This is a genomic window from Rhodococcus sp. PSBB066 (assembly GCF_017068255.1).
Lineage (GTDB): Bacteria > Actinomycetota > Actinomycetes > Mycobacteriales > Mycobacteriaceae > Rhodococcus > Rhodococcus aetherivorans.
This window is the reverse complement of the sequence record NZ_CP070859.1, coordinates 1108157-1131041: the sequence shown is the minus strand read 5'-3', so window position 1 is coordinate 1131041 and position 22885 is coordinate 1108157. Positions and strand designations below refer to the sequence as shown.

The 22885-nt window shown below is 70.0% G+C and carries 21 protein-coding genes; 15 read left to right on the top strand and 6 right to left on the bottom strand.

The annotated features are described in order from the left end of the window. The first annotated feature begins 91 nt into the window (after positions 1-91). The 4 genes from JYA75_RS05230 (at position 92) to sfnG (ending at position 5343) form a co-directional block, all read left to right on the top strand. Entirely contained in the window at positions 92-1309 is a 1218-nt protein-coding gene (locus JYA75_RS05230) for an acyl-CoA dehydrogenase family protein (RefSeq protein WP_050036148.1), read from the top strand. Continuing rightward, on the top strand, positions 1306-2718 hold the full coding sequence (locus JYA75_RS05225) for an LLM class flavin-dependent oxidoreductase (RefSeq protein ID WP_050036149.1): 1413 nt from the start codon (positions 1306-1308) through the stop codon (positions 2716-2718). Before JYA75_RS05230 ends, JYA75_RS05225 begins: the two co-directional genes overlap by 4 nt. A gap of 29 nt (positions 2719-2747) precedes the next feature. Next, positions 2748-4121: a styrene monooxygenase/indole monooxygenase family protein gene (locus JYA75_RS05220; RefSeq protein WP_050036150.1), complete on the top strand. Its 1374-nt coding sequence runs from the start codon at positions 2748-2750 to the stop codon at positions 4119-4121. A 100-nt stretch (positions 4122-4221) separates the two neighbouring features. Continuing rightward, on the top strand, positions 4222-5343 hold the full coding sequence (gene sfnG / locus JYA75_RS05215) for a dimethylsulfone monooxygenase SfnG (protein WP_029546686.1): 1122 nt from the start codon (positions 4222-4224) through the stop codon (positions 5341-5343). A gap of 10 nt (positions 5344-5353) precedes the next feature. On the opposite strand, the gene JYA75_RS05210 is transcribed toward sfnG, so the two are convergent. The 5 genes from JYA75_RS05210 to JYA75_RS05190 form a co-directional block, all read right to left on the bottom strand. Continuing rightward, entirely contained in the window at positions 5354-5845 is a 492-nt protein-coding gene (locus JYA75_RS05210; RefSeq protein ID WP_050036151.1) for an NAD(P)H-dependent oxidoreductase, read from the bottom strand. Between the two features lie 228 nt (positions 5846-6073). Then, positions 6074-6586 carry a winged helix-turn-helix domain-containing protein gene (locus tag JYA75_RS05205; RefSeq protein ID WP_043796865.1) on the bottom strand — a complete coding sequence of 171 codons (513 nt, stop codon included), beginning with the start codon at positions 6584-6586 and terminating at the stop codon, positions 6074-6076. Positions 6587-6687: 101 nt separating this feature from the next. Continuing rightward, complete coding sequence (locus JYA75_RS05200; RefSeq protein ID WP_043796867.1) at positions 6688-7251, bottom strand: flavin reductase family protein; 564 nt, start codon at positions 7249-7251, stop codon at positions 6688-6690. Positions 7252-7482: 231 nt separating this feature from the next. Continuing rightward, positions 7483-8328, bottom strand: a complete 846-nt coding sequence (locus tag JYA75_RS05195) for an NADPH-dependent oxidoreductase (RefSeq protein WP_082120298.1) — start codon at positions 8326-8328, stop codon at positions 7483-7485. 94 nt (positions 8329-8422) lie between these two features. Further along, complete coding sequence (locus JYA75_RS05190; protein WP_050036152.1) at positions 8423-9541, bottom strand: LLM class flavin-dependent oxidoreductase; 1119 nt, start codon at positions 9539-9541, stop codon at positions 8423-8425. Positions 9542-10039: 498 nt separating this feature from the next. Here JYA75_RS05190 and JYA75_RS05185 point away from each other — a divergent pair, with 498 nt between their 5' ends. The 8 genes from JYA75_RS05185 to JYA75_RS05150 all read left to right on the top strand — a co-directional run bounded on the left by JYA75_RS05185 (position 10040) and on the right by JYA75_RS05150 (position 18226). Next, positions 10040-11104, top strand: a complete 1065-nt coding sequence (locus JYA75_RS05185) for an isopenicillin N synthase family oxygenase (protein WP_185713303.1) — start codon at positions 10040-10042, stop codon at positions 11102-11104. Beyond that, entirely contained in the window at positions 11101-11940 is an 840-nt protein-coding gene (locus tag JYA75_RS05180; protein WP_065923293.1) for a MetQ/NlpA family ABC transporter substrate-binding protein, read from the top strand. The genes JYA75_RS05185 and JYA75_RS05180 overlap by 4 nt, the downstream gene beginning before the upstream one ends. Next, positions 11937-12947 (top strand): methionine ABC transporter ATP-binding protein, encoded by a 1011-nt coding sequence (locus JYA75_RS05175; protein ID WP_065923292.1) that lies wholly within the window; start codon positions 11937-11939, stop codon positions 12945-12947. Before JYA75_RS05180 ends, JYA75_RS05175 begins: the two co-directional genes overlap by 4 nt. Beyond that, positions 12944-13612, top strand: coding sequence for a methionine ABC transporter permease (locus tag JYA75_RS05170; RefSeq protein ID WP_065923583.1), 669 nt, complete (start codon positions 12944-12946; stop codon positions 13610-13612). Before JYA75_RS05175 ends, JYA75_RS05170 begins: the two co-directional genes overlap by 4 nt. A 119-nt stretch (positions 13613-13731) precedes the next feature. After that, positions 13732-14775, top strand: a complete 1044-nt coding sequence (locus JYA75_RS05165) for a putative sulfate exporter family transporter (protein ID WP_006943674.1) — start codon at positions 13732-13734, stop codon at positions 14773-14775. Between the two features lie 169 nt (positions 14776-14944). Continuing rightward, on the top strand, positions 14945-16906 hold the full coding sequence (ggt, locus tag JYA75_RS05160; protein WP_185713305.1) for a gamma-glutamyltransferase: 1962 nt from the start codon (positions 14945-14947) through the stop codon (positions 16904-16906). A gap of 138 nt (positions 16907-17044) precedes the next feature. Beyond that, positions 17045-17473, top strand: a complete 429-nt coding sequence (locus tag JYA75_RS05155) for a CBS domain-containing protein (protein ID WP_029546697.1) — start codon at positions 17045-17047, stop codon at positions 17471-17473. Positions 17474-17554: 81 nt separating this feature from the next. Then, positions 17555-18226, top strand: coding sequence for a hypothetical protein (locus tag JYA75_RS05150; protein ID WP_043796876.1), 672 nt, complete (start codon positions 17555-17557; stop codon positions 18224-18226). Here JYA75_RS05150 and JYA75_RS05145 read toward each other — a convergent pair. Beyond that, positions 18217-19974 carry a cutinase family protein gene (locus JYA75_RS05145; RefSeq protein ID WP_185713306.1) on the bottom strand — a complete coding sequence of 586 codons (1758 nt, stop codon included), beginning with the start codon at positions 19972-19974 and terminating at the stop codon, positions 18217-18219. The genes JYA75_RS05150 and JYA75_RS05145 overlap by 10 nt on opposite strands. Before the next feature lie 197 nt (positions 19975-20171). Between JYA75_RS05145 and JYA75_RS05140 the strand changes: the two genes are divergently transcribed. From JYA75_RS05140 to JYA75_RS05130, 3 genes are all read left to right on the top strand, one after another. Continuing rightward, positions 20172-20732: a dihydrofolate reductase family protein gene (locus JYA75_RS05140; RefSeq protein WP_185713307.1), complete on the top strand. Its 561-nt coding sequence runs from the start codon at positions 20172-20174 to the stop codon at positions 20730-20732. A 58-nt stretch (positions 20733-20790) separates the two neighbouring features. Beyond that, positions 20791-21207 carry a TIGR03618 family F420-dependent PPOX class oxidoreductase gene (locus JYA75_RS05135; RefSeq protein ID WP_006932325.1) on the top strand — a complete coding sequence of 139 codons (417 nt, stop codon included), beginning with the start codon at positions 20791-20793 and terminating at the stop codon, positions 21205-21207. 308 nt (positions 21208-21515) lie between these two features. After that, entirely contained in the window at positions 21516-22835 is a 1320-nt protein-coding gene (locus JYA75_RS05130; RefSeq protein WP_006932321.1) for an aromatic acid/H+ symport family MFS transporter, read from the top strand. Positions 22836-22885 lie beyond the last annotated feature (50 nt).

Sequence of the window (22885 nt, the reverse complement as noted above, 5' to 3'; positions counted from 1 at the left end):
ATTGAACTCTGGCCGATCGCAACCGGTGCCATCGCGGGCCCGATTGTCCATCGTTGTGTCGACATCGACGCCACACCGAGGAGCATGACAGGTGAGCAGTTCAACGATCCAGACGCCGGCCGTGACCGACGACGAACTCCGGGAGCGCTTCCGGCCGATTTTCGACCGGATCGCCGAGGGAGCCGTCCAGCGCGAGCACGAGCGCCGGCTGCCGTTCCACGAGGTGCAGTGGCTGCGGGAGGCCCGTTTCGGCGCCCTGCGGGTGCCGGTCGAGTTCGGCGGCTTCGGGGCCACGATCCGTCAGCTGTTCGACCTGCTGATCGACCTCGCTGCCGCCGAGTCGAACCTGCCACAGGCGCTGCGCGTGCACTGGAGCTTCGTCGAGGACCAGCGGCTCGCGGGTGACGGACGAGCCCGGCACTGGCTCGCGGCCGCCGCGGACGGCACGCTCGTCGGCAACGCCATCACCGAACCGGGCGTGGGTGCCGCCGACCGCTACCGCACGACCCTCACCCGCAAGGGCGGCGACTGGGTCCTCGACGGAATCAAGTACTACAGCACCGGAAGCCTGTACGCCGACCACATCCTCGTCGCCGCGGACCGCGACGGCGAGCGGGTCTCGGTACTGGTGGACGCGCGACAGGAGGGCGTCGAGCAGACCGACGACTGGGACGGTTTCGGCCAGCGGCTCACCGCGAGCGGTACCACCACCTTCACGGGAGTCGTGGTGCCGGAGGACCGCATCCTCGGGCCCGGCTACGGCGCCCCGGGCCGCACCTACGCGACCGCCTACCTGCAGCTGGTGCAGCTCGCGGTGCTCGCCGGCATCGCCCGGCGCGCCGAGGCCGACGCCGTCGACTGGGTTCGGGCGCGCACCCGCACGTTCACCCACGCCGTGGCCGACCTGCCACGGCACGACCCGCTGGTCCAGCAGGTGATCGGGAAGCTGTCGGCCGCGGCCTTCGGTGCCCGCGCCGCCGTGCTCGCCGTCGCCGACGACCTCGACGTCCTTCTCGACGCGGGCGCCGACGACCCCGAACTGCTCGACCGCGCCGAGGCTTCCGCCGCCCGCGCCCAGTCGGTGGTGATCGGGCTCGTCCTCGACGCGACGGCGCAGCTGTTCGAGGTCGGCGGCGCATCCATCACCTCGTCGGAGGCGGCGCTGGACCGGCACTGGCGCAACGCACGGACCGTCGCGGCGCACAACCCGCTGATCTACAAGCAGCAGGCCGTCGGCGCCCATGTGCTCAACGGGGATCCGCTCCCCTACGCGTGGAGCGCGGGCCGTCGCCCCGGAGTCATCGCGTGACCCGGCACATCCGCTTCAACGCGTTCGACATGAACTGCGTGGCCCACCAGTCCCCCGGACTGTGGCGCCACCCCGCGGACCGGTCGCACCGCTACACCGACCTCGGGTACTGGACCGAACTTGCCCGGCTCCTCGAACGCGGCCTGTTCGACGGCCTGTTCATCGCCGACGTGCTCGGCACGTACGACGTCTACGGCGGCACCGACGAGGCGGCGCTGCGGCAGGGGGCGCAGGTCCCGGTGGCCGATCCGCTCCTGCTCGTCTCCGCGATGGCCGCGGCGACCGAGCATCTCGGCTTCGGCATCACCACCGGAACAGGATTCGAGCATCCCTACCCGTTCGCGCGGCGGCTCTCGACCCTCGACCACCTCACCCGCGGCCGCATCGGATGGAACGTCGTCACCGGATACCTGCCGTCCGCGGCCCGCAACTTCGGCGAGGCCGACCAGCTCGATCACGATGCCCGCTACGACCACGCCGACGAGTACCTCGAGGTGCTCTACAAGCTGTGGGAGGGCTCCTGGGAGGACGACGCCGTCGTCCGGGACGCCGAGCGCGGCCTCTACATCGACCCGGAGAAGGTGCACCACATCGGGCATCGCGGTGCGCATTTCACGGTTCCTGGCATTCACCTGTCCGAACCGTCACCGCAGCGGTCTCCGGTGATCTATCAGGCCGGGGCGTCGCCGCGCGGCGTGCGCTTCGCGGCGGAGAACGCGGAGGTGATCTTCGTCGGGCCGCCGTCCAAGCGGGTCCTGCGCGACACCGTGGCCCGCATCCGGGCCGCGCTCGTCGACGCCGGCCGCGATCCGTACTCCGCGCGGATCTACGCCCTCGCCACGATCGTCACGGACGCCACCGACGAGGCAGCCGCGGCCAAACACGAGGAGTACAAGCGGTACGCCAGCCTCGAGGGCGCGCTGGTGTTCACCTCCGGCTGGATGGGTATCGACCTGTCCCGCTACGACCTCGACGAGCCGATCGGCAACGTCGAGAGCAACGCCATCCGCTCCGCGGTCGCGGCCTTCCAGGAGGCCGACGACGACGGCCGCGAATGGCGCGTCCGCGACATCGCCGAGTGGGCGAGCATCGGCGGACTGGGCCCCCGCTTCGTCGGCTCCGGCGAGTCCGTCGCCACCCGGTTGCAGGAGTGGGTGGCCGAAACCGACGTCGACGGGTTCAACCTTGCCTATGCCGTCACGCCCGGCTCGTTCGAGGACGTGATCACCCACGTCGTCCCCGTCCTCCAGGAGCGCGGTGCCTACCCGACGACCTACACCGAGGGAACGCTGCGCCACAAGCTCTTCGGCAAGGGCGACCGCCTCCCCGACGAGCATCGGGGCGCCCGCTACCGGCTCGGCGCGCCCCTCTCGACCGTGACCGACCGCCACCGCGCCTACGTCGGCTGATCCATCACCGCCCACCACGAGGAGTTTCCATGACCACCACTCGACGTTCCGTCGCCGTCGTCGGCGCCGGACTGGCCGGGACCACGGCCGCGCTCGGCTTCCTCGATGCCGGATTCGACGTCACCGTCCTCAGCGATCGGAATCGCGAGTCGCTGCGCAACGACGTGCCGGCGACCGGAACGGCCGTCTACTTCGGCAAGTCCCGCGAGTCCGACGCCCGGATCATCGAGGATCTGTACGCCGACGGACCCCATTCGACCGGCATGAGCACGCGCCTGTATTCGGGCGACGGCGACACCCGCGCCGAGGTCCTCGAGTTCGACCCGGATTTCCGGTACGTCGCGCAGGGCGTCGACGTCCGGCTGCGGGCGGACGACCGGCTGGGCCGGTTCCTCGACCGGGGTGGCCGGTTCGAGGTGCGCGCGGTGACGCCGGAGAGTCTCGATGCGATCGCCGCCGAGCACGACCTGACGCTCGTCGCGACCGGCAAGGGCGGCCTGTCGTCGCTGTTTCCCGTCGACGCCGAGCGCACCGTCTACCGCGAGCCCCAGCGCACCCTGCTGCTGGTGACGCTCCGGGGACTCGGGCACGGCCCGGACACGTGGGGTTACCGCTCCGAGGCGGGGGGCGCCCACAACCTGTTCAACCTGCACACCGAGTACGGCGAGGCCTGGCTCGGCCCGTTCCTGCACAAGGACGCGGGTCCGACGTGGAGCTTCCTCGGCTTCGCCAAGCCGGGCAGCCCGTGGGTCGAGCGGTTCGAGGCGGTCACCGACGTCCACAGCGCCCGTCGCACCGTCGTCGAGCTGTACCGCGACTACTTCCCGCAGGACGCCCCCGAGGTGGAGAAGCTCGAGGTCATCGAGGCCGATCCGTACTCGTGGCTGCGCGGGGCCGTCACCCCGACGGTGCGGCGGGCGGTGGGCCGCACGGCCGGGGGCCACGTCGTCGCCGCGATCGGCGACACCGCCATCGCGTTCGACCCCATCGCCGGCCAGGGCGCACAGAACACCGTGGTGCAGGTGGCGGCGCTGATCGAGGCGGCACGCGGCCACGAGGGCGAGTTCACCGCCGACTGGCTCACGGAGCAGTTCGAAAAGCACTGGGACGCCCGCGGTCACGCCGCCGCGGAGGTGACCCGGCTGTTCCTCGGCGATCCGAAGTACGCCGTGCACGCGGAGTTGCTCTTCCCCGCGGCGACCGTGAGTGAGCCGGTGGCCGCCGCGCTGTTCGGGTTCCTGTCCGAACCCGGCACGCTGCTCGGCATCGACACCCGCGACGACGTGCTGGCGTTCATCACCGCGCATGCCGGCGAGCCGGCCGAGGACGTGCTGGCGCGGTTCCAGCCGAGCGGCGGCTTCAGCGCGTCGCCGCTCGCCGGCGCAGCGGTCCAGCCCGCCTGACGACGACCCGGTCCCGACCGTCGCGACCGCTCGCGACGGTTGGGATCGGGTTGATTCCAACGATTGGGTGCGGCGGGTGCGGACGCTTGAATTGGTGCCCATGTCGACCGAACACATCACCCCCGAGATCAAGTTCGCCTACTGGGTGCCCAACGTCAGCGGCGGCCTCGTCACCTCGAACATCGAACAGCGCACCAGCTGGGACTACGACTACAACGTCCGGCTCGCCCGCACCGCCGAGAACAACGGCTTCGAGTACGCCCTGAGCCAGGTGCGGTACGAGGCCAGCTACGGCGCGGAGTTCCAGCACGAGTCCACCAGCTTCTCCCTCGCTCTCCTGCTGGCCACCGAGCGCCTGAAGGTGATCGCCGCCGTCCATCCCGGACTGTGGCAGCCGGCGGTGCTCGCCAAGCTGGGTGCCACCGCCGACCAGCTCTCCGGCGGCCGGTTCGCCGTCAACGTCGTCAGCGGCTGGTTCAAGGACGAGTTCACCCACCTCGGCGAGCCGTGGCTCGAGCACGACGAACGCTACCGCCGCAGTGCCGAGTTCCTGCAGGTGCTGCGCAAGATCTGGACCGAGGACGATGTCGACTTCCGCGGCGACTTCTACCGCATCCACGACTTCACCCTCAAGCCCAAGCCCGCCAACACGCCCGAGCGGCCCAATCCCGAACTGTTCCAGGGCGGTAACTCCACCGCCGCGATCGCCAATGGTGGCCGCTACGCGGACTGGTACTTCAGCAACGGCAAGGACTACGACGGCATCAGCGACCAGATCGCCGACCTGCGCGCCGTCGCCCGCGAGCACCAGCGCGAGGTCAGGGTCGGCCTCAACGGGTTCATCATCGCCCGCGACACCGAGAAGGAAGCGCGCGACACGCTCCGCGAGATCATCGAGAAGGCGAACCGCCCGGCGGTCGAGGGCTTCCGCGGCGCCGTGCAGCAGGCCGGTGCGTCCACCGGGGACAAGAAGGGCATGTGGGCCGACTCGACATTCGAGGACCTGGTCCAGTACAACGACGGCTTCCGCACCCAGCTCATCGGCACGCCCGAGCAGATCGCCCACCGCATCGTCGAATACCGCCGGCGCGGGGTCGATCTCATCCTGGCCGGCTTCCTCCACTTCCAGGAGGAGATCGAGTACTTCGGCGAGAAGGTGCTGCCGCTCGTGCGTGAACTCGAGGCCGCCGATCAGGACGACCGCGAGCCCGTGGTCGTCTGACGCGGCCCGATCACCGCCACGCGGATCGCAGGACCGGCGCCCAGCGCTGGGCGTAGTCCGCGATCCGCGTGTCGGTGGTGTAGGTGGAGTCGAGCAGGTACAGACCCGGCGCCGGGGTGGTGGCACCGAGTTCGACGAGGACCGGCTCGAGCAGCAGGTCCGGGGCCAGGGCGTGGGCCGGGCCGGCGCCGAGCATGAGCGGCACGGCGGTGACATCGCGCAGGCCGTCGCCGGTGGCGAACTGGTCGAGGAAGAGCTTGAGGATGCCGGTGTAGGTGGCCTTGAACGTGGGGCTGGCGAAGACCACGAGGTCCGAGGCGGCGACGGTGTCCACCGCCGCCTTGACGGCGTCGTCGCCCCAGCCGAGCAGGCCGGGTCCGAGGGTGATCACGTCGACGACGTGGTCCGGTGCGGCGCCGGTGAGCTCGGAGGCCAGGAGGGTGGCGGCGTCGAGGGTGCGGGAGCTGGGCTTGGGGTTGCCGGCGACGACGGTGGTCTTCACGCAGGGGCCTTTCCACACACATTCGGGATATCCCGGCGCGGTGCGCTGCCGGGAGGTTCTGGTCGGACCGCGCTCACCATGTGCACAGCTCTATCACCGCGTAGGTGGTGGCGACGTCCGGCCACCGGACCTCGGCGAACAGCCGCCGCAGTAGACCTTGCCTCTCGCACTCCGATTCGCGTGCGGCCGCCGAAGGGCGACCTGTGGGGAGGTCGTCGTGCCCGGGCGTCATGCGCACCGCCTCGTCAGCAGTTCCGTGATGTGCACGGCCGGGTGCGGGTCGAAGCGGTATCCGCTGCCGCGGACCGTGGAGATGATGCTGCCGAACTGCTGCAATTTGGTCCTGATCCGGGAGACGTGGACATCGACGTTCCGGCCACGACTGTCCACCTCCCGCACCCCGTTCCCGAGGTCACGCAGGACGGCCCGGGACACCACGGTCCTCGGGTTGCGGACGAGATAGGCGAGGATCTCGAACTCGCTGTGGCTGAGCAGCACTCGCCGGCCGTCGAGCAGGACGTCGCGGGCGGGAAGGTCGATGATCAACGGGATGGGGGTCGGGCTGAGCACCGTATGGGTGCTCACGCCCGGAACCAGATCCTGGGCGGCCTCGCGAAGGGCATCGGCGAGCGCCGCCAGGTCACGCGAGGAGTGTGTTCCGATGTCGGGCAGTCGCAGGACGAGAACGAGTTCGGCACCGGCGTCGGTGACTACGTCATTGCGAGTGTCGAGGATTTCCATGTGAGGCTCCGGTCGAGGAGGGGATCCGACGAGCTGACGGGCGATGCGGTGCGGCGACAGCTCGGACACTCGTTCCGGAGACTCGGCAGGCGACTCATGATTCACTCCTCCAATGCGACGGGGCGGTGGTAGGCACCCTCGTGGTACAGCAACGGAATACGCTTTCCCTCCGCCGGATTCGGGTCCTCGTGCGCACGAACCACGACACCGACGACCAGAGTGCTGTCACCGAGCGGAATCAACCGGTCGACGACAACCCGGAGCCAGACCGGCGTGCCGTGCAGGACGGGTTCACCGGATTCGATTCGGGTCCAGAGCGACTCGTCGGAGAACCGCTCCGCCGCGCTGCGCGCGAAGCGCTGCGCGAGATGCTGCTGATGCTCGCCCAACAGGTGGATCACCAACGACTCGGCCGAGCGGACGGCGCCGATGCTCGACGACGTGTCGGTGATGTTGAACGAGACCAGCGGCGGATCGAGGGAGAGCGAAGCGAAGGACGTCGCAGTGAACCCGACCGGGCCGGAGCCGGATTCGAGAGTGACGATCGTGACCCCGGCGGGGTGCCGCCGAAGGGCCGAGCGGTATTGGTCGCCACGGACGCCCGGAGCGTGCTCCGATGCGGCGGTGGCGGAGCATTCGAGGGCATTCGACATCGACAGGGACATAGCCGTTCCTTGAAGGAGGTACATACCGAGACGGAGGGAGGAATCGGGAAGACTCGTACTCAGGTCAGGAGGCACAGAGACACGAGCGGGTGCGGCACAGGTCCACGTGCCTGCGGCTCCACGCTGTTTCGGTCATAGTGCTCGATCCTCACCTGTCTGCAGTCGATCGTGGCCGTCCCCGACGGTCTTCGTCGGGGCACAGCCGAGGCGGTGCCGGGGTTGCCGGCGCCCCTAGCTCGTCGGGAAACCCCTTTCGCGCAACGCGTCTCGAAGTCGGCGGCGCGATCCCAGGGTACCCGGATCCGTCAGTCGTGCCACGATTCGCCCGGTCCAGCTGCCCGGCAGGCCCTGTCCACGGTAGAAGTCCTCGGCGCGGGTGTCGTACCGGGCGATACCCGCGTCCTGCGCCTCGAGTCGGTAACGGTCCCGGTGGCACACCACGTCGAAACCGAGTCGCGGCTTGACCTCGGCCCGCTCCGCCGGATCGGGGAAGCCGACCGAGAGGCCGACGACCGGGAAGACCCGCTGCGGCAGTTCCAGGACGTCGGCGACGCGCTCGGGCTCGTTGCGGATGCCACCGATGTACACGGTGCCCAGGCCGACCGATTCCGCCGCGACCACGGCATTCTGCGCGGCCAGGGCCGCGTCGACCACGCCGAGCAGGGTGCCCTCGGCGAAGTCCGCGTTGACGAGTTCTCGGCCGTGGACCGTAGCGATGCGCTCCGAGCGGGCGAAGTCTGCGAGCCAGACCAGGAAGAGCGGCGCGTGGCGGACCGCATCCTGATCGCCCGCAAGGGTGGCGAGCGCATCGATCCGCTCGCGGTCGGTGACGGCGACGACGGACCACAGCTGCAGATTGCTCGAGCTGGCCGCGGACGACGCGGCGGCGACGACGGCGCGCAGATGATCCTCGGGGACGGGACGGTCGAGGAACCGGCGCACCGACCGGTGCGCCAGCTGAGTCGCCAGCACCGCGTTCCAGGGGCCGGCCGTGTCGGCAGCACCGAAGCGTCGTTCGAGAGCACCGCGTCGTTCGAGAGCACCGCGTCGTTCGAGAGCATCGGAGCGAGCGACCACCCGATCCGCGCCGGCGCCGGGGTTCGCTGTGAGTGGGTGAGACGTGGTCACGAGTGGAGCCCTTCTGGCCGGTTCCCGGCCGGTCGACGGATCGCTATCGGCTGCCCACCGGCGAATCGGCGGTGAACCCTCTGGCGCGCTCGGTGTCGGATTCGCTCCACAGCGTCGTCGGCGGTACCTCCGCGCGCACCAGCGGCACGACCTCCTCGGCGAATCGACGCAGGGTGTCCTTCTGGCGTTCGAAGTCGAGCACGTGGTTGACGGATACGGATTGGAGGACGTGGCCGAAGCACTCGTGGTAGTCGAGGATCTTCTCGGCCACGCGATCCGGCGAACCGACCAGGGCCGGACCCCGCTCGACCGCCTCCTCGATCGTGCGGAAGCTGGTGGTCTTGCCGACGGCGCCCGGATCATGTTTCCTCTTGTCGGCCTGGCGTACCGCACCTTCGTAGATGGGCCGGTACTCCTCGATCGCCTTCTCCGTGGTGTCCGCGAGGAACAACCCGCCCGAACCCGATCCGACGTAGGCCTTCGCCGGGTCGTGACCGTGTGCGGCGTAGTGCTCGCGGTATCGATCGATCAGGACCTTGTAGTTCTCCCGGGGCTGCAGGGCGTTGGCCGTCACGATCGGGTCTCCCCACTTCGCCGCCAGGTCCACTGCCCGCGCCGACGTGGCGGATCCGTGCCAGATGCGGAACGGCCCGTCGAACGGGCGGGGCAGCGTCGTGACATCGGCGAGTGCCGCTCGGTACTCACCCGACCAGTCGACGTGTTCCTCCCGCAGCAGCCGGCGCAGCAGTTCGTAGTTCTCGGTGAGGTAGTCGTACTGCTTGCCGATGTCGAGGCCGAACAGGGGGTACTGGAGCACCTCGTTGCCCTTGCCGATGACGATCTCGAGGCGGCCCCGGCTCAGCTGATCGACGGTGCACAGATCCTCGGCGACGCGCACGGGATCGAGCACCGACAGCACGGTCACACCCGTGGACAACAGGATCCGCTCGGTGGCCTGTGCGATGGCACCGAGGACGACGGTCGGGCTGGACGAGAGCACGTCGCCGGCATGACGTTCGCCGACCGAGTAACTGTCGATGCCGAGCTGCTCGGCGAGCACGGCCATCTCGACGACGCGGTTCAGGCGCTCCGCGGGAGCGACGACGTCGCCGGTGACCGGATGCGGCGGGTTGAAGATGATGTCGAGGATCTGGAAGCGCACGAACTACAGAGTCTGCCGTCCCGGTGGGCGTCCGCGAAGGGTTGTCCTCGAGGTGATCGGAACCGTTGCACCCGGCCGGACACGTCGCCGTCGTCGTCTCGGCATCGGCGTCACGGTAGCCGTGCACCGGGGTCCGGACCAGGATTGCGATCGTCGTGATCCGAAATCGGTGCAGGTCGGACCCGCCCGAAAGGGCGTGGGTTGTCCGAGACCCGTCCACTGGATAGCGTGACCGTCCGGCAGCACCGAGGGCGGATTCCCGCCACGAACGGGCCGCGCCCGCGGCCCATCGGAGGAAAGATGGTCGGCACCAGTCACGCGCAGGTCGTGATCGCACGCGTCGTGGGCACGCACGCCCCGGCGTGTTGTTGTCGCTGACAGCCGTCCCACCGGACGCACCCGCGTCTCCCGATACCGACATCTCCTCCGGCCGCCGGTGCCGCGTTGCCCGTTTCCCGGGCACCCGGCGCTCGACGTGGCCCGAAAGGACTCCCTGCGATGCCTCCCTCGACCACCCTGCCCGTCGTCGACCTCACAGGCCTCGACGGCGATGCCGCCACCCGGGCCGCCCTGCTCGACCGGCTGCGTCGGGTCACGCACGAGGTCGGCTTCTTCCACCTGACCGGCCACGGCATCGACCCGGCCCTCGCCGACCGGCTGATCGCGGCGGCACGCGCGTTCTTCGCCCTGCCCGACCCCGTGAAGCTGGAGATCGAGAACTCCCACTCGCCTCATTTCCGCGGCTACACCCGCGTCGGGGGTGAACGAACCCAGGGATACGTGGACTGGCGCGAGCAACTCGACATCGGTCCCGAACGGGCTTCGGTGGCACAGTTCGACCCCCAGCGGCCGTGGGAGGTGCTGCACGGTCCGAACCTGTGGCCGAGCCGGGTGCCGCAGCTGCGGACGCTCGCGCTGCAGTGGATCGAGCAGGCCGGCGCGGTCGGCCGCCGGCTCCTCCGGGCATGGTCCGAATCCCTCTCCGCACCAGCCGATTTCTTCGACGGCGCGTTCGCGGACCCCGATCCGCTGCTGAAGATCGTACGGTACCCGGGCCACGACCGATCGATCACCGGACAGGGTGTGGGCAGTCACAAGGACGTGGGAGTTCTCACGCTGCTCTATCCGGAACCCGGAAGCACCGGCTTCCAGGTGGAGATCGACGGCACCTGGGTCGACGTCGAACCCCTGCCCGGACACTTCGTCGTCAACATCGGCGAACTCCTCGAACTGGCCACCGGCGGCTACCTGAAGGCGACGACGCACCGGGTCCTTCCGCCGGCTCCCGGCACCGACCGGGTATCCCTGCCGTTCTTCCTCAATCCCGCACTGGATCAGGCGTTGCCGCATGTGCCACTGCCCGGCGCACTCGCCGCCGAGGCCCGCGGCGTCGGTGCGGACGAGCACGGTGACGCCTTGCACGCCGTGTATGGGCTCAACGCGCTCAAGTCACGACTGCGGGCCCACCCCAACGTCACCGAGCGCCATCACGCCGACCTCTCGAACTCCCCCCTCCTCGCCGGCCGGCCCGGCGATCTCGACGAAAGCGAACACTCCGAATGACTCTGCGCCGCACCCTGTCCGTGGTCTCCGCCGTCGCCCTGGCCACCGGGCTGGCCGCCTGCTCCGCCTCCGGGACCGGCGAGGACACGCTCGTGATCTCCGCCTCCGCGACACCGCACGTCGAAATCCTGGAACACGTGCGGCAATCCGGTGCGCTCGGCGACGTCGTCCTCGACATCAAGCCCGTGACCGGCGAGGTGGACCCGAACGAGTTGCTCGAAGCCGGTGACGTCGACGCCAACTTCTTCCAGCACCACCCGTACCTCGCCGACTGGCAGCAGCAGAAGGGCGTGGACAACCTCGAGTCGGTCGCCTCCGTACACCTCGAACCGCTCGGCCTGTACTCGAACAAGATCGCCGCGGTTGCGGACCTGAAGGACGGCGACACGATCGCGCTGCCGAAGGACACGACCAATTTCGCGCGTGCGCTCTACCTCCTGGAGTCGGCGGGCCTGCTCGAACTCGACAAGCCGCTGTCCGAAGCGGACATCGCGACGGTCACTGCCGCGAACATCGTCTCGAATCCGAAGAACCTGAGGTTCGTCGAGCTCGAACGCGCGCAGCTCGCGCGCACCGTCGACGATCCGGCGATCACGGCCTCGGTCGTCAACTCGAACTACGCGCTCGAAGCGGGGCTCAACCCCGCGGACGACAGCATCGTCCGGGAATCCGTCGACAACAACCCGTTCGAGAACATCCTCGTGGTGCGATCGGAGGATGCGTCCGATCCCGCCGTCACCGCCCTCGCGGACGCCCTCGAGTCGCCCGAGGTCGCCGCCTGGATCGCCGAGAACTACGACGGCGCGGTCGTACCCGTCCACGAGGTCGGCGCGTGATCGTCGTCGACGGACTCACCAAGTCGTACCCGGCAACGGGCGGCACCGGCACGATCGACGCACTCCGCGGAATCGACCTGAGGATCGACGAGGGAGAGGTCTTCGGCATCGTCGGCCCCAGCGGTTCCGGCAAGTCCACGCTGCTGCGGTGCCTGAACCTGCTGGAACGCCCCACGAGCGGACGCATCCTCCTGCGCGGCGAAGACCTCTCGCACCTGTCCGAAGGCCGGCTGCGCGGGTCCCGTCGCCGCATCGGCACCGTGTTCCAGCAGTTCAACCTCCTGCACTGCCGCACCGTCCGCGCGAACGTCGAGTTTCCGCTCGAGGTCGCCGGCGTACGGAGGACGGAGCGACGGGACCGGGCCGAGACGTTGCTCGAGCTGGTCGGGCTCACCGACAAGCGGGACGCCTTCCCCTCGCAGTTGTCCGGCGGGCAGCAGCAGCGCGTCGGCGTCGCGCGCGCACTCGCCGCCGAGCCCGACGTCCTGCTGTGCGACGAGGCGACCAGTGCCCTCGACCCGGCCACCACGGAGCAGGTGCTCGATCTGATCGCGACCGTCAACCGGACCCTCGGCGTCACCATCGTCGTCGTCACCCACGAGCTGTCCGTGGTGCGCCGGATCTGCACGTCGGCGGCGCTGCTGGACGGGGGCCGCATCGTCGAATCCGGTCCCGTGGCCGATCTCGTGGCCGACCCCGTCTCCCGCCTCGGTGATGCGCTGCTGCCGGCGGGCGTCGGCGAGCAGAACGGGGACGTGACCGCGCTCGTCACCGCCCGCGGCGCTGCCGTCGCCACGCCGTGGCTGTCCCGGCTCTCCCGCGACGTCGGGGTCGACGTCGCGGTCGTCGGCGGCCGGGTCGACCGTGTCGCCGGTACCGACATCGGCAAGCTGCACGTGCGTTTCGACGGCGACGTGGATCGCGACGCGGTGGACCGATTCTTCGCCGCCCTGCCCGACGTCACCGTCGCGTGGACGACCGGCGTCGTGGCGAGGGTCGGGGCATGAACAAACTCAGCTGGTACGACGCCCTGCCCGAGGTGTGGGCCGCCACGCTCGACACCCTCTACATGGTGGGCGTCGCCTTCCTCCTCACCGTCGTGGGCGGGGTGCTCGTGGGTGTTCTGCTGCACGTGACCGCGCCGGACGGGCTGCGCCCGATCCGCACGCTGTATCTCGTGGTCGGGGCCGTGGTCAACGTGTTCCGTTCGCTGCCGTTCCTGGTCCTGCTGATCGCGCTGATCGGTGTGACCCGTCTGGTGGTCGGGACTGCGATCGGGCCGACCGCCGCGCTCGTCCCCTTGACGATCGGCGCGATCCCGTTCTTTGCCCGCATCGTCGAGAGCGCGCTGCGAGAGGTTCCGCGTGGGCGGGTGGACGCGGCCCGGGCCATGGGGGCCTCGAACCGGCAGATCGTCACCAAAGTACTTCTTCCCGAATCACTTTCGTCTCTGATCTCCGGCGCCACCCTCACCGCGGTTCTGCTGGTCGGCTACTCCGCGATGGCCGGGGTCGTCGGCGGCGGCGGGCTCGGCGACTTCGCCATCGTCTACGGGTACCAGCGCTTCAACACCCCGGTCCTGATGGTCGCGGTGGTGGTGTTGATCGTGCTCGTGCAGGCGCTGCAGACCGCGGGAGACGTCGCGGTGCGGGCGCTCGCACACCGGCGATGAAGTTCGCTTCGCGGCGGCGCGGCCATGCCTACCGCGGCCCCGTCTCATATCGAATCGATATGAGGTGATGCCGAAACACCGTCTATCCGCGACGCGCGCCACCCGCCAGGGTGGAGACCATGGCCACTTCTCTCCAGACGCTCTCGGCCCCGGCCGCGGTACGCCTGCGCGCTCCGCTTCCGGGCCTCGCCGTCTGTGCCGCGGCGGCAGCGGCGGCCCTCGTCGCCGCCCGGCTCGCCGGGGGCATCAGCCCCCTGCTGATCGCCATCGTCCTCGGCGCACTCCTGGCCAACACGACCTCGCTCCCGGCGTCCACCGAACCCGGCCTGGCCGTGGCCTCGCGCCGGTTGCTCCGGATCGGGGTCGCCCTCCTCGGTCTGCAACTCCTCGTCACCGACGTGCTCGCCCTCGGCTGGGGCGTGCTCGGCCTCGTCGTGGCCGTGGTGGTCGGCGGCATCGCCGGAACGATGGCACTGGGCAGGATCCTCGGGCTCGACTGGACGCAGCGCCTGCTCGTCGCCTGCGGCTTCTCGATCTGCGGCGCCGCCGCCGTCGCCGCGGTGGACGGGGTCGTCGACGCTCGCAAGCAGCACGTGGTCACCGCCGTCGCACTGGTGGTCGTCTTCGGCACCGCCATGATCCCCGGCCTGCCGCTCGCGGCCTCCGCGCTGGGACTCGACACCACCCAGGCCGGCATGTGGGCCGGCGCCGCGATCCACGAGGTGGCGCAGGTCGTCGCCGCGGGGGAAGCCGTGGACGCCGGCAACGCCGGGGCGCTGGGCGCGAGTGCCCTTGCGGTGGCCGTGACCGTGAAGCTCGCCCGGGTCGCGATGCTCGCGCCCGTGGTCGCCTGGATCGGCGCGGTGTCCCGCCGCCGCAGCCGCGAGCAGACCGAAATGCGGCGGCCCCCGCTGGTGCCGCTGTTCCTGCTCGGCTTCCTCGGCTGCGTGGCCCTGCGCGCCACCGGCCTGCTCCCCGACCCGGCTCTGGACGTCGCCCGGCTCGCGCAGACGGCGCTGCTCACCGCCGCCATGTTCGCGCTCGGCACCGCCGTACGCATCGACGTCCTGCGGGGCGTGGGCTGGCGGCCCTTCGCGCTCGCCGCCGCATCCACGGTGTGGGTCTCGGCGATCGCCCTCACCGGAATTGTGCTGCTGGGATAGCGGATACGCTCCACAGCCGCGCGCCGATCGGCCACACACAACAGTCGTGCCGCACGCGGGTGACCGGAAGGTTCGCGGCTGGACGCGGTGGCCCGGCACGACGGCCCGGCCGAAACGGATCTCGCGGGAAGCACTTCGGGCACCGGTGGCCGCTGTTACCGTCGGCGAGATGACACCGGTGGCGAAGGTGGGCTCCACGATCCGCGTCGCGATCGCCGCGGCACTGTCCGTCGCGCTGCTCGGCGCCTGCACGTCGGCCGGGGACGACTCGTCGGGGACCGCCGAATGCATCCACGTCCCCAACGGCACCCCGCTGTCCGCCGCGCCGCCCGCCCCGTCGACGTCCGAAAGGGACCTGGCCACCAACCCCGAGGTCGCCACCGGCTACCGCGACGACATGACGGCGGTGACGACCGCGTCGTACGCGGTGTCCACCGCCAACCCGGTCTCGACGGAGGCGGCGTGCAAGGTGCTGCGCGACGGCGGCACCGTCGCCGACGCGCTGGTCGTCGCGCAGACGGTGCTCGGGCTCGTGGAGCCCCAGTCGTCGGGGATCGGCGGCGGCGCCTTCCTGCTCTACTACGACGCGGAGACCGGGCAGGTGCAGGCGTACGACGGCCGGGAGACGGCACCGACGTCGGCCACCGAGAACTACCTGCGCTGGATCAGCGACACCGACCGCACCGCGCCCCGGCCCGACGCCCGGGCCAGCGGCCGCTCGATCGGGGTGCCCGGAGTGGTGCGCCTGCTCGAGGAGGTGCACCGCGAACACGGGGGCACGGAGTGGGCCCGGTTGTTCGACCCGGCCATCTCCCTCGCCGACGACGGGGTGGTGATCAGCGACCGGATGGCCGAGTCGATCGCCGACTCGGCGTCCGACCTCGCCGTCGACGACGAGGCGCGGGCGTACTTCCTGAACCCCGACGGCACGCCCAAGACCGCGGGCACCGTCCTGGTCAACCCCGCCATGGCGAAGACGCTCGGCGCCATCGCGTCCGGCGGCGCCGACGCCTTCTACACCGGAGCCCTCGCCCGGGACATCGTCGACGCCACCGCCACCGAGGCGGGCGGCCGCACCCCCGGGACGATGACGGTCGACGACCTCGCCGGCTACGAGGTGAAGAAGCGCACCCCCCTCTGCACGCCGTATCGGGCACACGAGGTCTGTGGCATGCCGAACCCGTCCTCGGGCGGGATCGCGGTGGCCGCGACGATGGGCATCCTCGGGAACTTCGACCTGTCCGCGCTGGGACCGACCGACGTCGACGAGAACGGTGGCGAGCCGACCGCCGACGCCGTGCACCTGATCTCCGAGGCCGAGCGCCTCGCGTACGCGGACCGCGACAAGTACGTGGCGGACTCGGACTTCGTTCCCCTGCCCGGCAATTCGCCGCAGACACTGCTCGACGACGACTACCTGCGCGGGCGTGCGGGCCTCATCGACCCGGGCCGGAGCATGGGCACGGCACAACCCGGCGACTTCGGGCCGGTGCCCCTGGGCACCCCACCACAGGATCGCGAACACGGCACCAGCCACATCTCCATCGCCGACGAATACGGCAACGTGGCCTCGATGACCACGACGATCGAATCGGCGTTCGGGTCGTTCCACATGGTCGACGGCTTTCTGCTGAACAACCAGCTGACGGACTTCGCCGCCGAACCCGTGGACAAGGCCGGGGTGCCGGTGGCCAACCGCGTCGAACCGGGCAAGCGACCGCGCAGTTCGATGGCGCCGACGCTCGTCTTCGATCGCAATCCCGACGGCAGCCGCGGCGACCTGCGCATCGTCGTCGGCTCGCCGGGCGGTTCCGTCATCATCCAGTACGTGGTCAAGACGCTCGTCGGGATGCTCGACTGGGGCCTGGACCCGCAGCAGGCGGTGTCGGCGGTAGCGTTCGGCGCGGCGAACACCCCGGTCACCGGGGTCGGGGGCGAGCATCCGGCGATCGACGGCAGCGACGACGGCGCACGCGATCCGCTGGTGGCCGAGCTGCGCGCGCGAGGCCATCAGGTGGCGGTGCTCCCGCAGTCCAGCGGACTGAGTGCGCTCCGCCGGGACGAGTCGGGATGGGTCGGCGGCGCGGACCCCCGTCGCGAGGGCGCGGTGATGGGCGACGCCACCGGATAACGATCCGACGCGCGGTACGGCCCATCGAGTCACGACTGGATAACCACACGGGGTCTCGTCGACCTGCAGGAATAAGATCGACAACCATCGATCGCCGTCACGGCGGATGACTGGGAGCGGATGGATCGGGGTGCCCGGATGCGGATCGCGGACGTGCTGCGGAACAAGGGGCCGGTCGTGGCCACGGTCGATCCGGACCTCTCGGTCGACGAGATGATCGGCGAACTCGCCCGCCACAACGTGGGCGCCCTCGTCGTGGTGGAGGGCGACGCCGTGATCGGCATCGTCTCCGAACGCGACGTCGTGCGCCGGCTCCACCAGCACGGTCCCGCCCTGCTCGACGCCCGTGTCCGGGACATCATGAGCACGACGGTGTCCACGTGCCTGCCCACCGACACGGTGAACAGCCTGGCCGAGACCATGACCGAACGCCGGATCCGGCACCTGCCCGTCGTGGTGGACGGCCACCTGGTAGGCATCGTCAGCATCGGTGACATCGTGAAGAGCCGGATCGACGAACTGCAGTGCGAACGCGACCAACTCGAGTCGTACATCGAGCACGGCTGAACCCGGGGCACCGGATTTCAGGGGGATTCTCCGGGTGATCCCGGATTACCCTGCGGCGCCTGCCGGACGACAGTGGACCATATGGCGAAGCGTCCGGGGCAGCGGTGGCGGCAGGCGACGGTGTGGCTGCACGTGGTCACGTCCGTGGGATGGATGGGCCAGGCCCTCGCGCTGCTCGTCCTGTTGACGCTGAGCCGCACCGCGGTGGATCCCGCCGTGCGGGTGGCCGGCACGACCATGGCGCAGCACCTCGACGGCACGCTGCTCGCTCCGCTGGCCAACGCGTCGGCGTTCACGGGCTTTCTCCTCGCGGCGGCGACGCCGTGGGGATTCCTGCGCTACTGGTGGGTGGCGATCAAGTTCGTCCTCACCGTGGTCCAGGTGAACCTGGGGATCCTCCTGCTGTCGGCGGGCCTGAACGGCTCGGTGGCCGCCGCCCGCGACGGCACGTCCGGACCGGCGGGACCGATGATCGCGGGCACCGCTCTGATGATCAGCGCCCTCGCGTTCCAGGCGTGGTTGTCGGTCGCGAAACCGTGGGGCCGCACCCCGTGGTCGGCCGGGAAGGCGAAGCTGCCCGCCGCGCCGCCGTGGGTCTTCGCCATGGCGACCGGCGCGGTGGCCGCCGACCTCGCCGTCGCGACTCTGCTCGGCCATCCGCTGCCCGCCTTCGCCGCCCTGGCCCTGGTCGTCGCGGCGACGACCAGGGCCAGAGCGATCCGCGAGGCGAGCCCTCAGCCGGCCTACGGCTGAGGCACCGGCGTGGTCGTCGGGGTGGTGGTTGCGGCCGGCGTCGTGGTCCCGGGGGCACTCGACTCCGCGGTCGTCGGGGCGACGGTCGTCGGCTCGACGGTCGGCAGCGGCTCCACGGCCGGCAGGGGCTCCACGGCCGGCAGCGGGGACGGCGCTGCGGGCGAGGGGGCCGGGGCCGCGGGCGAGGGAGCCGGGGCCGCAGCCGGGACGGGCGGCACCGGTGCCGGCGAAGCCGACGAGGAGGCCGCGGCCCGAGTCGGCGACGCCGGGGTCGACGACGTGGTCGTCGGCGTGGTCGTGGTGGCCCCGGCCGCGGCCTTCTCCACGTCGCCGTCCGTCGTCGGCGGGAGCGGCGCCGGATCGATCGGCTTCGACGAGACGACGAGCTGCGGAGCGGTCGCCTCGGCCTCGGCCTTGTCGAGCTCGCCGCTCTCGGCCTGCTTCGCCAGATGGGTCAGCCATGCCGCCGCGTACTGCGCGGACGTCAGGGGCTTTCCGTTCTCGGGGTCGGAATCGCGCCAGTAGTCGAAGTGGTGCCCGGTGTCCGGCCCGAGGGTCTGCTGGTACGGATCGCTCAGCGCCACCTCGAGGGTGTTCTCGTTGTCGGCGATGAATCCGATGACCTCGTTGCGCAGCTTCGCGGGCAGATAGGTCAGGTCGATCAGCTCACCGGAGGTGATCTCGCCGTCCGTGCCGGTCGAGGCGACGTCGCGGACGGCCGGTTCGTAGGACGGATCCGACACCTTGACGAGGACGTCGAGGAAGGTCTCGTCGCTCTGCATCCAGTTCTCCTGCGACTGGATGTCGGCGAACGCGGCCATGGCGATCCGCCCGAGGACCGTGGCGACGTCCAGCGCGGTCTCCGGGGTGAGCCCGTCGCGCTCGAGCGCGTCGACGTTCAACTGCCGTCCTACGTTCACCGCGAGCTGCAGCAGGGCGATGTTCTCCGGAGCGGAGCAGGTCAGGTCGCCCTCCGAGCAGAACGACGCCACCTTGCCGTCCAGCGCCCCGAAGCTCCCCGAGGTGCCCGGCAGCGAACCGCTGCCCGACGCGCTGTTCCGGCCCGACTGGTAGGCGAGGTCGAATCCGTCCGGGTTGCGGAACTCGTCCTCCGCGCCGGGGAACGGTCCCTCACCCGCCGTGCGCCCGGCGTCGGCCAGGATGACCACACCCACGACCGAATCCGGATCGACGATCTCGTACGACCCGTCCTCGGCGCTTTCCTGGTTGCCGATCTCCATCGCCACGCGGCGCGCCACGTCGGCGCCCTCGCTGTACCCGACGACGGCGAACTTCGTGTCGGGGCATGCCTGGCGGATCGCCTGCATCACGGTCTCGGCGTTGTCCACGCCGGCCTCGACGGCGTCGTCGTACGACGACATGTTCGCCGGGTACTCGACGTACACGGCGGAGTAGGAACCCTCGGGCACGTCGTCCCGCGGCGCGTTCACGACCTCGTCGACCCAGGGGCTGCTGAAGTCGGTGGACGATGCGGCCGGCAGGGGGTTCCCGTCGGCGTCGAGGAGCATCGCGTGGGTGCCGGGGCGGGGACTGTCGTTGCGCCCGCCGACCGCGATGCTGACCATGTCGTGGCACTCGGTGACCGAGGCGGTCAGCGTCGTCGGGGCCGTCGACGGAGCCGACGGTTCCGAGACAGCGACGGCGACCACCGCCGCCGCGCCCAGCGCCACGGGTGCCACCGCAGCCGCGACAATCCGCTTGTTTCGCACCGCCCAGTCAAGTGCCATGGTCAATCCCCATCCGAAGTCGGTCCGTGCCGACGACCCTGATTGTGGTGTCGACGCGTCGGTCGGAAAGTCGTTCGAGACGGCAATCGTGTTACATGTCCGCGTCGTAGGCGTGGTCGCGATGAGTTCCCGGCGCCCGGGCGGTCGGTATCCGGTAGGCGGAGCGACACGGGCATCACGTCGGAAGGAGGGACCCGTTGCGGACACTTGCCATCACCCAGAACGTCACCCTCGACGGTTCGATCGAGATGCTGGGGGACTGGTTCGACCCCCAGGGTCAGGCGGAGGTGGACAATTCGGATCATCTGGCGGAACTGCACCGGCAGGACAGCGAGTCCGACGCGCTGGTGCTCGGCCGACGGACGTTCGAGGACTTCCGGGGCTACTGGCCGGGGCGGACCGAAGATCCCACGGGCATCTCCGCGTATCTCGACCAGGTGCAGAAGTACGTGGTGTCCTCGACCGTGACGGATCCGCAGTGGCAGCACACCACCGTCCTCTCCGCCGAGCCTCTGGCCGCGATACGCGCCCTGAAGGCGCGTACGGGCCGGGACATCGTGGTCACCGGCAGCATCTCGCTGTGCCACGCCCTGATCGAGGCCGGACTCGTGGACGAATACCGGCTGTTCGTCCATCCCGTCGTGCAGGGCCGCGGACGCCGGTTGTTTCCGGACGGATTCGCGTTGCCGCGGCTGCGCCTGCTCGCAGCGAACGCCTTCCGTTCCGGCATCACCTTCTCCCGCTACGCGGCGGGCTGATTCCCCTGCGGCGGCAAACAGCCTCGGCACCGTCGGCGGCGCGAGTAGGCTACCGGGCATGGCCGATCTGTCCGGCGACGTGCGGGCTCTGCTCGGGGCGCGGAACATGGCGCACGTCGCGACGCTCATGCCCGACGGCTCGCCGCACGTCTCCCCGGTGTGGATCGCGGTCGAAGGTGATCACTTGGCGATATTCTCCGCTCAGGAGAACCGGAAGGTCGCCAATCTGCGCCGTGACGGGCGCGTCGCCGTGTCGGTCTGCGATGAGCACAACCCGTATCGGTCGGTCGTCGTCCGCGGCCGGGTCGTCGAGGAACTCGAAGGCGACGAAGCGGTCGCGATCATGGACCGAATGAGCAACCGCTACATCGGCAGCGACTTCCCCATGCGCTCAGCGATCGTGTCGCTCATCGAACCCGAGCGAGTTCACCTGCAGGATCTCCCGTTCCGACATCCCTCGGACGCCGGAACCTGAGCCACAACACTCGAACGATCGGTTCCCGGGCCGCCCCGGCGCGACGGCGACCGTGATCCGCACGCCGCACCGGAATTCGCGCGCTGAACTGCCGCAGCGAATTCCGGTGCGGCGCGTGAATTTTCGGTCAGAGCGGATCCCGACCCCCACCATCCCCGGACCGTAAGCACAATGGCCGTTTTCGCTGAGTGAAATAGATTCTGCCTGATCAATTTTCGCGGTCGACCCCGCGCCGCGGCCGAGTTGACGTATCGCAGCGCGCGCAGTCACAATCCGAACGATCACTCGGTTACGAACAGGTGTGCACTATGCGAACAAGCTCGGATCGGACCGCCGCCCAGGCGCCCCGACACGCAACCCGCTCCGCGAGTCTCGTCGTCGCGCTGTGCTGGGTCGCGGTACTTCTCGACGGCTTCGACCTCGTCGTTCTCGGCGCGGTGAATCCGGCGTTGCTGGACTACCCGGACTGGAACCTCGACGCAGGCGGCCTCACGGTCATCTCGACCGCCGGCCTGGTCGGCATGACACTCGGAGCCCTGGCTATCGGCACCCTCACCGACGTCCTCGGCCGGCGACGCACCCTCATCTTCTCCGTCACCGCCTTCTCGGTGCTGACACTCGCGTGTGCTTTCGCGACCTCGCCGGAGATGCTCGGCGGCCTGCGCTTCCTCGCGGGTCTCGGGCTCGGCGGCGCACTGCCCACCGCGTTGGCGATCGTCGCCGAATTCATGCCCGGCAAAAAGGGATCCGCGTCGACGACCGTCATGACCGGCTATCACGTCGGCGCCGTGGCGACCGCGCTGCTGGCCCTCGTTCTCCTCGAAAGTTCGGGGTGGCGTTCGATGTTCATCGCGGGCACCCTGCCGGCGTTCGTCCTCGTCCCGCTGATGATCCGCTACCTGCCCGAGTCGCCGGCCTACCTGTCGGTGCGAGGCCGGCACGACGAATCCGAGCGCATCGCCGCCGACTACGGACTTCCGCCCATCGATGTGACCACGGTGCCGTCGGACACCGACTGCCCCGCGGATGTCGCGAAGACCTCGAAACCGGGATCGCCGGTGCGGACTCTGTTCTCGCCGCAGCTGCTGCGCACCAGCGTGTCCATCTGGGTCACCTCATTCATGGGCCTGCTCCTGGTCTACGGCCTCAACACCTGGCTGCCGACGATCATGCGGGAAGCCGGATACGACCTCGGTGCGTCGCTGTCGCTGCTGCTCGTGCTCAACGCCGGTGCCGTCGCGGGCCTGCTCGTCGCCGGCCGCGTCGCCGACCGGATCGGTGCCCGCACCGCGGGCATCGCATGGTTCACGCTCGCCGCGCTGTTCCTCGCCACGCTCAGCATCAACCTCGCCTACGGCGTCTACGTGCTGGTGTTCCTCGCCGGGTGCTTCGTCTTCAGCTCCCAGGTACTCGTCTACGCCTTCACGAGCGCGGCCTACCCGGCCGAGGCACGCGCCACGGCGCTCGGCTGGTCCGCCGGCGTGGGCCGCATCGGCGCGATCTGCGGTCCGATCCTCGGCGGCGCGCTGCTGCAGGCCGGCGTCGCCTACCCCTGGGGCTTCTACGCCTTCGCCGCCGTCGGCGTACTCGGCGCCCTCGCGCTGTCGACGAGCCGGCCGGTGCGGTAACACTCGAAACTTGCTCACTGATTCGGAATTTGCCGCGTCAATTGCGTGGG